The following is a 12,691-nucleotide window of genomic DNA, read 5'->3' as shown; positions in this document are numbered from 1 at the left end:
CGCCACCTCCCCCACACCCGGTGAACGCTGGTGCATCATGACTGTCGCCGAACCGTTACGGAATGCGCCCACAGTCGATGTGGACAAAATCGCCCACTCTGGCAGAATGCACAGGCGTGAATAATTCGAACAAGGACGGCACCACCGGCAAGAACACCGGTGGGGATTTCGCCGACACCCTCCTCGACTCGCTTGAGGAGCCGAAGACCCTCCCCACTCCCGCCGACGCGGCACTGGAGATGTCCCACGAACCGATCGACCGCGGCCAGGTCATCGCCAGCGACGGCAAGTCGGCGGCGGCGTGGGCGCTGCGTTTCATTGTCGTCGTCATTGCGACGGCATTCCTGTTCAAGATCATCGGCTTCGTGTGGGTCGGCGTACTGCCGCTGTTGCTCGCGCTGATCTTCTGCACGGTGTTGTGGCCGCCTGTCCGCTGGCTGCGCAACCACAAGGTGCCCGGCGCGCTGGCCGTCTTCATCGTTCTGCTCGCTTTCTTCGGCGCGATCGGCGGCCTGTTCGCCGCAATGGCCCCGACGATCAAGACGCAGTCGGTGGAGCTCTACCACCAGGCCGAAGAGGGTGTCCAGCGCATCCTGGACTGGGTGGAAACCTCCGCCCCGTTCGACGTGGACACCAGCCAGATTGAGCAGGCCATCAGCCAGGCGGGCGACTTCGTCCGCGGCCAAGCCTCCAACATCGCGTCCGGCGTGGTCACGGGTGTGGGCGCGGTTGCTTCCATCGGTACGACGTTGGCACTGATGCTGGTGCTCACCTTCTTCTTCCTTAAGGACGGTGACCGCTTCCTGCCGTGGCTGCGCAAGTACACCGGCGTGAAGGCTGGCTGGCACCTGACTGAGGTGCTCATGCGCTCCTGGAACACCCTGTCCGGCTTCATCCGCACCCAGGCAATCGTGTCCCTGGTGGACGCTATTTTCATCGGCCTGGGCCTGGTCCTGCTGGGCGTTCCGCTGGCGCCGGTGCTGGCTGTGATCACCTTCTTCGGTGGCTTCATCCCGATCATCGGTGCGTTCACTGCCGGTGCCCTAGCGGTCGTTGTTGCCCTGGTCTCCGGCGGCGTGACTAAGGCGCTTCTCGTGCTTGCGCTGGTCATCCTGGTCCAGCAGCTGGAGGGCAACGTGCTCCAGCCGGTGCTGCAGTCCCAGGCGATGGGCCTGCACGCGGCGATTGTTCTCTTGGCTGTCGCCGTCGGCGGTACGGTCTTCGGCATCATCGGCGCATTCTTGGCTGTCCCGGTGGCTGCTGTCGTGGCCGTCTGGTTCCGCTACTGGGCTGAGATGGTGTCGCTCCGCAGCGGAGAGATCACAGCCGATGACATACAGATAGCCACCCAGCAATCCCAAACGCTGGATTCCCGCGAAGCCTACCTGGCTGTGCGCGACCGCATGCGCTCCCTCGGTCGCCGCAAGGGCCAGACCCAGCTCGACGAGGAAGCGGGCAAGCTCGGCTCCACCAAGGTCCCGCACGATACGAAGAAGACCTACGACGAGGAGACACCGGGCGAATCCCGCGCGCTGTCTAAGGAAGCCGTCTCGTCTGACAAGGAACGCAAGCGCGACCTCGATAGCGACGACGTTTAAGCTGCTTAACCGCGCTCCCATTGAAAGGCCAGCCCCCGGGCTGGCCTTTTTTCTATACCCTGGAACGGCATGAGCACTCTGGAGAACAAGACCATTGCCATCCTTTCCACCAACAACTTTGAAGACTCTGAGCTGACCAGCCCGCGCGATGCCGTGCACGAGGCAGGCGCGACCACCGTAGTCGTGTCCACCGAGTTCGACTCCATCGAGGGCAAGAACGGCACCGAGGTCTCCGTCGACCTGACTACCTCCGAGGCCAACGCCGCTGATTACGACGCACTGCTGCTGCCGGGCGGCACCTCCAACGCTGACCAGATCCGCACCGACGAGGCTGCTGTGAAGCTCGTCCGCGAGTTCACCCAGGCCGGCAAGCCCGTCGGCGTGATCTGCCACGGCGGCTGGATCCTCACCGACGCAGAAGCTGTCTCCGGTGTGCGCATGACCTCGTACCCCTCCCTCAAGACCGATCTGTCGAACGCTGGGGCGACGTGGGTTGATGAAGAGGTAGTCGTCGATAAGCGCATCGTCTCTTCGCGCACCCCCGACGACCTCCCTGCTTTCAACAAGGCCATCATCGAGGAGTTCGCTAAGTGACCTCCCACCACTTTGAGGTGAAGGTCGCCGGAGGCAAGCTCGTCGTCGCGGACGTCCAAGAAGACGGCACGACGATCACGGATGCGCGCATCTCCGGCGATTTCTTCCTCGAGCCGGAGGAGGCGTACGACGCGATCAACCGCGCCCTCGTCGGCGCATCAGTCACCGAGACCGCCGACGATCTGTGCAAACGCCTTGACACGGAGCTTTCTCGCTTCGATGACCTCGCGCTCCACGGCTTTTCGACGAAGGATGTGGCCGTCGTCACCCGTCGCGCCATCCTCGACGCGAAAGACCTCACCGACTACGAGTGGACGGTCATCCACTCCCCCGTCCTGCCCACGCCGATCAATGTGGCGCTGGACCAGTACCTGCTCGAAGAGGTCGCTGCTGGGCGCAAGGGCCCGATCCTGCGTTTTTGGGAATGGGAGGACAAGGCTGTTGTCTTCGGTTCCTACCAGTCCTTCCAGAACGAGTTGGATCCAGAGGGCATTGAGAAGCACGGCATCGTGCCTGTGCGCCGCATCTCCGGCGGCGGGGCGATGTTCATGGAGGGCGGCAACTGCGTCACCTACTCCATGTACCTGCCCGACGACATCGTGCGCGGCCTGTCCTACGTGGACAGCTACCAGTATCTCGATGCCTGGGTCCTGGCCGGGTTGCAGTCGCTCGGTGTGAACGCTTGGTACGTTCCCATCAACGACATCACCTCCGACGGCGGCAAGATCGGCGGTGCTGCGCAAAAGCGCATCCCTGGCGCGATCCTGCACCACACGACGATGTCTTACGACATCAACGCTGACAAGATGATGGATGTCCTGCGCGTGGGCAAGGTGAAACTGTCGTCTAAGGGCGTGCAGTCCGCCGCCAAGCGTGTTGACCCGCTGCGCCGCCAGACAGGTGTCCCGCGCCAGGAAGTCATCCAGGCGCTCATGGACACGTTCATAGCGCGCTACCCCGCAGAGGTCGGCGCGCTTAGCGACGATGATTTGGCCGCAGCCCAGCACCTCGTGGACACCAAGTTCAGCACCGAGGAGTGGACGCACCGCGTCCCGTAGCTGGCGCTACTACGGTTAGCTAGATGCCGCCGCTTCTTCCACAGCGGCGGCGCTGGCGACCGATAGCAGCACCGTGTTGATTCCGTCGACATTCTCGAAGGTGCCTGCGTCCAGCACCTGTCGATCGATCTGCTTCACCCGCATACGCAGGTCATTGAATGGAATGCCCTCGATTTCGCCGAGGAACTGGCGGCGCAGCTCGCCGGTGTTCTTCAGCAGAAGAATGACCATTGCTTCCTCCGGGCGCGGCTCCTCCTTGCCCAGGAAGATGTCGCGGTAGCGCTGGCGCATGGCCTTCTCGATGGTCTCATCCTTTTCCGGGAAGCGCTGCCAGTGCAGGCCCAAGAATCCCGCGCGCTCCTCGTCGAGCACACCCTCTTCAATGAGTCGCTGGGCAATGGCTTCCTTCTTGGCGAACTTCCGGGAATTGAGCAGCGAGTACACGCTCGGGTGCCCCTTCTTCTCCACACGGGCCACACCGTGAGCGAGGGCGGGGTGACCTTCGGAGCGGGCAACGGCGCCGTTGACAAGCGAGACGCTCGGGCTCTTACCGGCATGCACATCGACCAGCCCGGTTGCGACCAGATCGCACAGCAACGCGCCGTTCAACGCCACGCGCTGGTGGCTCACCCCCACCTCGACGTGGGCGGATTTGTCCGAGAGCAGCAGGAAGAGGGCTTCGCTGACGAGCATGGTGGAAAGTCCTTCTATGGTCGATATATAACTCGCCCCAGTCTATCCGGCAATCGGTAAACAACAAGCCGCATTCCCTCGCATCACGGGTGATAGAGGTGCGGAAAACGTCGCTGCAGAGCCCCCTTGAGCTCTGGATCCGACACAAGTGCAACAAGTTCCTCGATCACCGATCCCCCGTGAGCCTCTGACACTGCTCGCAGCTCGGCCGCTAACTGGGATTCGAACTCGACTTTCTTCTCTTTGATCTGAGTGAGAAGCTCACGCCCTTTGGGTGAGAGAGCATGAAGCGTCAGACGCTTGTCCTCGGTCGACTGTGCTGAGACAGATATTCCTTTCCTAACAAGCGCGTCGAGCAAACGGCTAGGGCTACCGGATTCACAGACAAGATACTGGCCAACTTCTTTCGTGCTAATTGGGCCATGAACGCCTAGCACTTCCACGACCTCCGCCTGGGAGTGAGTCAAACCCACCTCAGAGAAGAGCCGATTGAGCCGTCGGCTCCCCTGGCGCTGGAGCGCGAGAATGAGATAACGGAATTCCTCAGGATGAGTGAATAGCTCTAACGGCATGTCATTCCTTCCCTCGTGTTGTCAGCTTTCAGTCTCGAGGAAACGCGCCAATCGCGCTAACCGCTTACCGGGCACCAACGCCGCCTCTCGCTGCCCAATCACGGCCGACAGAGTCCCGGCTTGCCTAATCCGATGAGTAACCCGTGTCGTTCCATCCAACTGGGATTCAAGCAGAAAAGACGAATGTTCGCGCAGACCCGGAATATCAATTTCAAAGTCGACAACGTGGCCCGTTGAAGTCTCAGACGCGGCGGCCACGATCGTACCGTTCAATACTTTTTGCACCGTGAGCGCGTGCGAACCGTCGGCACGAGGCGGGCTCACGAAGCTGAAAGCAGGATTCCACGAGGGCAGGCGTTCCAAGTCTGTCACGACCCCAAGAATGGCGCGCTCACCGGCATGAATCGTCACGGCGGCACTATTTTCGGTTTTAAATGACATGTCACCGACATTATCCAAGACACGTGCTTTGGTCAAGTAAATTTATTTCCCCCTGCCTGGTCGACTTCCACTTCAAATAAATTCCCAGTTCAGAGAAGTTGATCTACGTTTTCCCGTCTGGTTACATTCCGTGTTGCAACATGCATGTTGCCACATCTAAGACTGGAAAGGAACATGATGCTCCAAACACACGAAGAACAGGCATCCGTCAACAAGACTGACGAGCGCCTTTTCGCAGAAACCGAACTCAGCCCGATTGAGAAAATCGTTTCCGACGTCGCGGCGGGCAAGATGGTGGTCCTTGTCGACGACGAAGACCGCGAGAACGAAGGCGATCTGATCATGGCCGCTGAAGCTGCTACTCCAGAGGCCATCAACTTCATGATTACGCAGGGCAGAGGATTGCTGTGCGTGCCAATGCCTGCAAACCATGCACAACGGTTGAATCTGCACCCCATGGTGAAAACCAACGAGGACGATTTCGGCACGGCATTCTCTGTCTCTTGCGACGCGACCGGTGACTACGGGGTCACTACAGGTATTTCAGCCTCTGATAGAGCGCGAACGGTCCAGCTCCTGGCTAACGGGGGTAACGAGAATGACTTTCACCGTCCAGGGCACATCTTCCCCCTCATCGCTCGCGAAGGCGGGGTTCTCACCCGAGTCGGCCACACAGAGGCCGGAAGCGATCTGGCCGCAATGGCTGGTTTCTCTCCAGTTGGCGTCATCATCGAAATCATCGGTGATGACGGTGAAATGCTTCGACTCCCTCAACTCGTCCCGTGGTGCAAAGAGCGCGGGATCTCCATCTCGACCATCGAGCGCATGCGCGACTACCGGAACGAACAAGTACGCGCAGGAGTCCGAATTGACCAGAAACCCGACGGAACTCCCATCGCCGAGACGCTGAAAGGCGACGCACAGTGAAGAACTACAATTCAAGCTTTCTTGGTCAAACTGTCCGCCGAGTTTCTACGCCGCGAATCCACGACTTCGTCCTGAACCACGTCGGCTTCATCGAGGGTTTGGAAAATATTCCACGCACCGGACCGGTCATTTTTGTAGCCAATCACTCCAGTTACATGGACCACTTCGTTACGAAGACCCTGGCAAACTCAGTTCGCGGAGGCGAGGAGTGGTTCCCCACCAAAGCCGAGGCATTCGAATCGTTTCTTTCGCGTGTTTGGCACGAGTCGATGAACTGTTATCCAGTCGACCGTGACGCACCAGGAGAAGAAGTATTTCGTCGCGCACAAGACGTTCTCGAGGACGGCGGCACTCTCGTGCTCTATCCAGAAGGCACACGCAACGTGGGCGAAGGACTCCTGCCCTTCAAATCCGGCGCGTTTCGCATGGCATTAGCGAACAACACACCCGTCGTACCCATCGGAATGACCGGACTTGCAGAGGTTCTACCAAAAGGCGCTACTGTACCGCGGCGCCGTCTCTTCTCCGTTTCCATCGGCGAGCCGTTGGTCCAGCCAGAGGTGGGTGATGAGCGAGAAAACGCCCGTCAAATGCGCGACCAAGCGTTTGAAATCGTCGCTGAGCTAAAGGATCGAAGCAAGAATCCGAATGGAGCCGATCGTGGTGCCGCGGTGAGCCGCATGGTGGAACTGGCGCAAACTATAGTGCGGGAGAACCTCACTCCCCAGGGAACCCTTCCTCCGGCGGTAGTTCGGCGGGTCGAATTGCTGTTGCGCATCGCGCGTAAAACATCCCGCCGCGACCTCAGTCTCCCCGTTCAGCAGACCCGGTTATCCGGTTTCAAGGCCCTCAACTCACACACATCGGCAGGCACTGCAGCACGCGCCGCGATCGTTAACCAGCGGGCTCTTCTACTTTCAGACCTAGACGGATCTGATGATTTTTCTGCTTACCTCGCTGGAAGAAGCGCCTTAACACTGCCACGTTGGCTCGGTGGTGGAGCGAATTTAGCGCGCTCTCAGTTCCAACGGGCGGTGTCCCGCGGAGGAAAGATGACCTCTCAATCGTACGTGGGGCTCGCAGAGTCGTTCCTCAAAATTGGAGACATTGACGCCGCAATAGAGGCTTACCGCCAAGCAGAGGACAGCATCCCCGCCGATGATCCGCGTGGCGATCTCCGTCGAGAAAAGATCGCGTCTGCGGTTGCGTCGGCCAAGTCAGCATCGGAAAGAAACTAAATATGCCCATAAGCCTCGTAAAAAAGTACTCAAAGCTCATTCTCGTAGTGTGGTTGCTCCTTTCCGCGCTCGGGGTAGTTGGAGCACTCCAGCTCAACGGCGCCGTGAAAGCCGGAGGCTTCAACGACGAGAACGGGACGTCCTTTGTCGGCCAAGAGGTGAACGAGCATGCCTTCGGCGATCCCGCGAATCAACTCACTGTCGTCCTGAACTCCGACAGCAGCATCTCTTCAGAAGTGCTAGACAACGTCTCGACGGGTATAGAAACTCTGCCGAACATCGACTCAGTCATCGATGGGCGTGCGCTCGCCTCATTGTCTTCTGATTCAGGGAAAACCCAAATCCTCCAAGTCGGCGTAGCGGCTGATAATACGACGACTCAAAACATGATCCCTGACCTCCGTGACAGAGTCGAGACAGCAGTGGAAGGAGAAGATGTCACGAGCCATGTGACTGGAGCCCCCGCTTTGGACTACGACTTGAACATTCAGTCCCAGCAAGATGCCTTGCGAGCGGAGATCATCGCCTTCCCACTTCTCATTTTGGTTCTGCTGCTCATCTACAGAGCTGTCGGTCCTACGCTGGTGACACTCCTGGTTGCAGGCGCTTGCCTTATTGGAACGCAAGGCATCGGAACCCTGCTAGCTTCGTTCCTCGATGTTTCCAACATGTACATCACCGCAGCCTCCCTTATCGGCTTGGCCGTTTCGGTGGACTACTGCTTGTTCTTGATCGCTCGATACAAGGAGTTTCTTATCGCGGGACATCCGCCTGAGGACGCTCTGCGGCGAGCAACCAACACCGCAGGGCATTCCATCCGCTTTGGCGGCTTGAGCGTCATCGCCGCTCTATGTGCTCTGTTCATCGCTCGGAATATGGTTTTCAGCTCGATTGCCATGGCTGGCATCGTGGTCACGTCCATCGCGCTTTTGGCGTTGGCAACTCTTGTGCCAGCTGCAATTATGCTGCTGGGAGACCGATTCTTCTTCGGCAAACTCCCTGGATACGAGAAAACAATGCGAGCTCCGGAAGATAAGGAGAAACGCACTTCGAGCCTCCCGCTCAAATCGCCCTTGCTTGCAGTCGTGTTGATCGCCGTGCCATTGCTCATCGCCGCTACCCCTCTGGCGAGCATCAAACTCCAGGTTCCCGTAGCAAGCTCGTCCATTCTCCCAGCAGGAATGGACTCACGCGAGGGGATCGAAATCATTGAATCTGAGCTCAACGCCCGCGAGCTGTTTCCCACTATGGTTACGTTCGCCGGGACGGAGGGCCAGTCAGCCCAAGAACTCGATGCAGAAGTCGAGGAATTCCTCGCGGACATCGAAGAGGTTCGACACGTCGATCAGGTATTCGCGTCGGGAACACCTGCAGAGCAGTATTCCCCCTACCCATTGAGCGCCGAGAAAGAGGGACGCGCCTATAAGAGGGTCGTCATTACGTCTACGGACTTACCGGATTCCGACGCCGCCCACGAGATGGTTGCGGATATCAAGAAAGCGGCAGACGAGTACCCCGACACCTTCGTCTCAGGCGCCACAGCGCAGGGCGACGACTTTGATCGACTGGTCCAAAAGTCCATTCCCTGGATCGTGGGTTTCGTCCTCTTGATTTCGCTGCTTCTCCTTGGATGGGCTTTCCGGTCGTGGCGACTAGCCACACTCGCGGTCGTGCTCAACGGTCTCGTTGTCTCCGCAGCGATGGGTTGCCTATCCCTGCTGTGGAAAGCCGTAACTGGTGAAGCGATCAACAGTGTGACGCCGATCGTCGTGTTCGCGATCGTATTTGGCCTGAGTATGGATTACATGGTGTTGATGGCTTCACGAATGAAAGAGCAGTTCGCTTCCGGCTCAACCCATCGCGATGCCATTGCGGAGGGAGTTGCGCACACATCCCGTCTCATCATCTCCGCCGCGATCATCATGATTGGAGTTTTCCTCTCATTCATGGTGGCTGAAATCAGCATCATTCAAGAGCTGGGCCTTGGGCTGGCGATGGCCGTCGCTTTGGACGCACTCATCGTTCGACCCATCCTCCTGCCGGCAACGCTCGCTTTGCTAGGTGAGAAGGTATGGGGCAAAACCCAATCAACGAGCTCTAACTAGACGCTTAGTTCGCGCAGTGCAGTGAGTAAGCGATTGGACGCAGACAAGACTCCTGTGCGGACTTGCTGGCGCTGGACCGAACACTCCCTTGGTGTCCGGTCAGCCCCTGCGCTACCTCCTGGCCTGGTTAGCCATCATCACTGTCGTGTTGACCGTGACCGATGTTTCAGCACTGTTCGCTGCCTTGATCACCAGCTCAAGATCCGGGTCCGTCACCAAGGCCGCCACATCTCTGACTGCCTGCTTCACTTCGCCGCGGCCCATTCCGCGTAGCTCTTCCTTGAGGAGGGCGCGGACGGCATCGTAGGCGTCGAGAAGCGCTACGAGCATCGATTCTTGCAATGTCGGGTTTGCTTGGCCGCGGAGAATCTGCTCAAGTCGGCCGCGGAGCTGCAGCTCCACCGACTCATCGCGAGTAGGAAATTGATTTCGGGAGAGGAAACTGAAAACCCCGTCTGTTTCCTCGAGGACACCCTGCGCGACGAGCCCCTGTGCGACATCTTTCCGCTTCGCGAACCAGTCATCCGCGATGATGTCGTAAGTAGACCTGTTGTTTCGCTTCTCAATCATCTCTACGCCGTGTCGCAGCACAGGATGCTCGACCTGCGCCGACGGAACAGCAGCTGTGAGCTTCGGGGCGCGGATTGTTCGGTCAGTGATCGTGACTAGTTTCCAACCAACCAGATCGGCCATGAGTCCACTGCGGAGGAGCATGTCGTTCCACAGCATTGAGGTTTCGTGTTTACCTTTGTCGTTCGTGGAGAGAAGTAGTATTTGCTCCGAAATCAACATGCCCTCAGTATATGGACACTCGGAGCTGGCCCGCCCGGAAAAATGTCCCCTGCATCATCGCAGTTTCCTGCGTGTTAGCTCCGAACCAGCGGAGCACGGTCGTGTGGTCAGAGCTACTGTCCCCTGGGCTCGGCAGGAATAGATTTTCAGTATCGCCTTTCAGTGAACCGATGCGACGTTTTCCCAGGCGGGATTTCACCGGAGGCGTCAGAAGGCGATAGTAAAAATGTAGTGAGCGCGGTGCCTTGCCCGAAAAAACACCAACACACCCAGTCCGACTTAGGGGGTGAACACGGTCATCGTCGCGCCGACCGCAGCCATTTCCACGCACTTCTTCGCAGCTTTGAGCGTCTGAGCGATCTCGGGGGATGTGACGGAGGCGGATGCGTTTTCAATCGCTTGCTTGCGTTCTGTGCGCCTCATCCCGCGCAGCTCCTCTTTGAGGAGCGGGCGGATGGCGTCGTAGATATTGAGGAGCATGATGAGCGTCGCATCCTGCTCCGTCGGCTGCGCCTGACCACGAAGGATCTGCTCCAGGCGGCCGCGGAGCTGCAGTTCCGGCATCCCATCGCGGGTCGGGAACTGGTTCCGGGAGAAAAGACGGAAGCCTCCGCCGGACTCCTCCAGAACCCCCTCGGCGACCAGTCGTTGGGCGACATCCTGGCGCTTGCCAAACCATTCGGACCACAGGACGTCCGTAAGTCGTTTTGCCCGACCGTTTCTCCAGGGCTTCAACGGCAGTACGGAGGACAGGATCCTCCACTTGGGCCGCAGGCACGCTCGGAGCGACGATCGGGTCTCGGAGCTTGCGCTCTGTGATGGTTGCAAGGCCGCGGCTCATCAAGTCCGCAAGCAAACCGCTGCGCAGCAGCATGTCGTTCCACAGGAAAGCCGACTCGTGCTTGCCTTCGTCGTTGGTGGCCAGGAGGAGGACGCTCTCCGAGATCAGCATGCCTCAAATGTAGATATTTTACCGGACGTGCGAGTCTGCCGGAGTCTCTGTCGCCTCGGCCGAACCCGACTCAGCGCCGATTGCTGCTTCCTTCTCGTTCGCCGCGCGCCAGTTCGCGCGGTGGCGCCGCCAGCCGCGGATCGACAGTGCCACGCCGACAACCAGAACGACCACCCGCACCACGATCAGCACGGTCGCCCCGACACCAAGGGCCTTGAGCACGACGGGCAGGTTGAGCATGACGATCAAGGTGCCCACGATGCCGCCGAGCAGGATCGGGTTGAGCCTGGTCACCAGCCATGCGGCCAGCGGCGCGGCGATCACGCCGCCGAGCAGCAGCGCACCGACCGCGGAGAGGTGGGTGACCAGGTCGTCCCACATTCCCAGCACGAAGCCGGCGGTCGCGGCCGCGGTGACGAAGAACTCCGCGGTGTTGACGGTACCGACAATGCGGCGCGGCTCGGAGCGGCCAGCCGACAGCAGCGTCGAGGTGGTGACGGGACCCCAGCCGCCGCCACCAGTGGCGTCGACAAATCCGCCGAACAAACCCAGGAACCCAAGGAAGGGTTTCGAGTGCGGGGTCTCTACGACCTGCCGGCGAATGAGCCCGCGGGAGAATCGATAGACCAGGTTGATGCCGATCGCCGCGAGAATAAGCGACATGATCGGCTTCGCGGACTCCGTCGACAGGTTGGACAGCACAGTCGCACCGACGAACGCTCCGACAGAGCCAGGAATGCCGATCGCGGCGACAACGCGCCAGTCGACGTTGCCGAATTTCCAGTGGCTGATGCCGGACACGAGCGTTGTACCCAGCTCAGCTGTGTGCACCACCGCGGAGGCCTGCGCGGGTCCCAGGCCTGCGAGCATGACAAGGATCGTCGTCGATGTGACGCCGAAGCCCATGCCCAGGCCGCCGTCCACAAGTTGGCCGGCTAAGCCGGCGATGGCGATGAGTATGAGCGTGATCATGCGGTTCATGGTGGCTGTCCTTTGGTGAGAATTACGCCGTGGCCGAAGCGGCCAGTGCGTCTGTGTGCGCAAGTGCGCGGCGGTAGCGCGAAGCTACGACGTGTGCGAGGTCCGCACCCAGCGGCGCGGAGACGGAACCAGGCCACATTCGAAACGCCCGGTCCAGGAGCAACCCTTCAGTGACAAAGAGCGGAAGCAAATGCTTATCGACGCTTGCCAGCTCCCCCACGTCCCTCTTCCCATGACCCGTCGCGGGAACGGTCGTGACAGGAATACCGACGAGCTTTTCGACATCTCGGCCCAGCTCCACCGTCTTCGCGGCCGCCTCCGTGTTGGAGGTGCCCACCGGGTAGAGGATGATCTCCCGGACGGCGCGGCCGGATGCCGCGATGTCGCTCACGGCTCGCGCGGCGAGGATGGCGGCGACGTCGCGGCCTTGGCCCAACCCTTCGGCAGGGATGAGGTCGAGTCCGGTCGCGGCCCGGGCTTCCGCGATCGCTTGCGGAACGTCGTGGGTGGCGTGGAAGGCGGTGGTGAACAGGGTCGGTACGACAACGGCGCGGGTGTGGCCAGCGTCGACAAGCTGCTGGGCGGCGGCGGTGAGGTCGGGGGTGTCGAACTCGAGGTGCGCATCCACACCGACCACGCCCAGCTGAGCTGCGGCGGCAGCGGTCAGCGTGGCCACACCGGGGCGCGCGCCGGGGTGGCGCGATCCGTGCGACAGCGTGATCAGGGCGGGTGCGTTCATG

General features: G+C 60.1%; 13 protein-coding genes. 6 read left to right on the top strand and 7 right to left on the bottom strand.

The annotated features are described in order from the left end of the window. Positions 1-77: 77 nt before the first annotated feature. The 3 genes from KBX18_RS05405 (at position 78) to KBX18_RS05395 (ending at position 3,250) form a co-directional block, all read left to right on the top strand. Positions 78-1,598: an AI-2E family transporter gene (locus tag KBX18_RS05405; protein WP_255995148.1), complete on the top strand. Its 1,521-nt coding sequence runs from the start codon at positions 78-80 to the stop codon at positions 1,596-1,598. 69 nt (positions 1,599-1,667) lie between these two features. After that, complete coding sequence (locus KBX18_RS05400; RefSeq protein WP_255995129.1) at positions 1,668-2,192, top strand: type 1 glutamine amidotransferase domain-containing protein; 525 nt, start codon at positions 1,668-1,670, stop codon at positions 2,190-2,192. Then, a complete protein-coding gene (locus KBX18_RS05395; RefSeq protein WP_255995128.1) occupies positions 2,189-3,250 on the top strand; it encodes a biotin/lipoate A/B protein ligase family protein in 1,062 nt (353 codons plus the stop codon). Before KBX18_RS05400 ends, KBX18_RS05395 begins: the two co-directional genes overlap by 4 nt. Before the next feature lie 15 nt (positions 3,251-3,265). Here the strand turns inward: KBX18_RS05395 and KBX18_RS05390 are convergent, their stop codons facing one another. From KBX18_RS05390 to KBX18_RS05380, 3 genes are all read right to left on the bottom strand, one after another. Next, positions 3,266-3,943 (bottom strand): GPP34 family phosphoprotein, encoded by a 678-nt coding sequence (locus KBX18_RS05390; RefSeq protein WP_005288251.1) that lies wholly within the window; start codon positions 3,941-3,943, stop codon positions 3,266-3,268. Between the two features lie 83 nt (positions 3,944-4,026). Next, positions 4,027-4,515 carry a MarR family winged helix-turn-helix transcriptional regulator gene (locus KBX18_RS05385; protein ID WP_005288248.1) on the bottom strand — a complete coding sequence of 163 codons (489 nt, stop codon included), beginning with the start codon at positions 4,513-4,515 and terminating at the stop codon, positions 4,027-4,029. A gap of 21 nt (positions 4,516-4,536) precedes the next feature. Further along, on the bottom strand, positions 4,537-4,956 hold the full coding sequence (locus KBX18_RS05380) for a hypothetical protein (RefSeq protein WP_005288245.1): 420 nt from the start codon (positions 4,954-4,956) through the stop codon (positions 4,537-4,539). Between the two features lie 174 nt (positions 4,957-5,130). On the opposite strand from KBX18_RS05380, the gene ribB reads away from it, so the two are divergent. The 3 genes from ribB to KBX18_RS05365 are packed head-to-tail and all read left to right on the top strand — an operon-like array spanning position 5,131 to position 9,226. After that, positions 5,131-5,883 carry a 3,4-dihydroxy-2-butanone-4-phosphate synthase gene (gene ribB / locus KBX18_RS05375; RefSeq protein WP_005288240.1) on the top strand — a complete coding sequence of 251 codons (753 nt, stop codon included), beginning with the start codon at positions 5,131-5,133 and terminating at the stop codon, positions 5,881-5,883. Beyond that, positions 5,880-7,121, top strand: coding sequence for a lysophospholipid acyltransferase family protein (locus KBX18_RS05370; RefSeq protein ID WP_005288238.1), 1,242 nt, complete (start codon positions 5,880-5,882; stop codon positions 7,119-7,121). Before ribB ends, KBX18_RS05370 begins: the two co-directional genes overlap by 4 nt. A 2-nt stretch (positions 7,122-7,123) precedes the next feature. Further along, positions 7,124-9,226 carry an MMPL family transporter gene (locus KBX18_RS05365; RefSeq protein WP_005288235.1) on the top strand — a complete coding sequence of 701 codons (2,103 nt, stop codon included), beginning with the start codon at positions 7,124-7,126 and terminating at the stop codon, positions 9,224-9,226. Positions 9,227-9,337: 111 nt separating this feature from the next. On the opposite strand, the gene KBX18_RS05360 is transcribed toward KBX18_RS05365, so the two are convergent. The 4 genes from KBX18_RS05360 to KBX18_RS05345 all read right to left on the bottom strand — a co-directional run bounded on the left by KBX18_RS05360 (position 9,338) and on the right by KBX18_RS05345 (position 12,690). Continuing rightward, on the bottom strand, positions 9,338-10,018 hold the full coding sequence (locus KBX18_RS05360; protein WP_005288232.1) for a GPP34 family phosphoprotein: 681 nt from the start codon (positions 10,016-10,018) through the stop codon (positions 9,338-9,340). A 279-nt stretch (positions 10,019-10,297) separates the two neighbouring features. Then, positions 10,298-10,753 (bottom strand): GPP34 family phosphoprotein, encoded by a 456-nt coding sequence (locus KBX18_RS05355; protein WP_005288227.1) that lies wholly within the window; start codon positions 10,751-10,753, stop codon positions 10,298-10,300. Positions 10,754-10,988: 235 nt separating this feature from the next. Beyond that, entirely contained in the window at positions 10,989-11,942 is a 954-nt protein-coding gene (locus tag KBX18_RS05350) for a sulfite exporter TauE/SafE family protein (RefSeq protein WP_050748860.1), read from the bottom strand. Between the two features lie 31 nt (positions 11,943-11,973). Continuing rightward, positions 11,974-12,690, bottom strand: coding sequence for a sirohydrochlorin chelatase (locus KBX18_RS05345; RefSeq protein WP_255995127.1), 717 nt, complete (start codon positions 12,688-12,690; stop codon positions 11,974-11,976). Position 12,691: the final 1 nt, after the last annotated feature.

The sequence above is a fragment of the Corynebacterium sp. CCUG 69979 genome (assembly GCF_024454095.1).
In the GTDB taxonomy this organism is placed as follows: domain Bacteria; phylum Actinomycetota; class Actinomycetes; order Mycobacteriales; family Mycobacteriaceae; genus Corynebacterium; species Corynebacterium genitalium.
The sequence above is the reverse complement of the archived record's forward strand: the minus strand, read 5'-3'. Positions and strand labels throughout refer to the sequence as shown.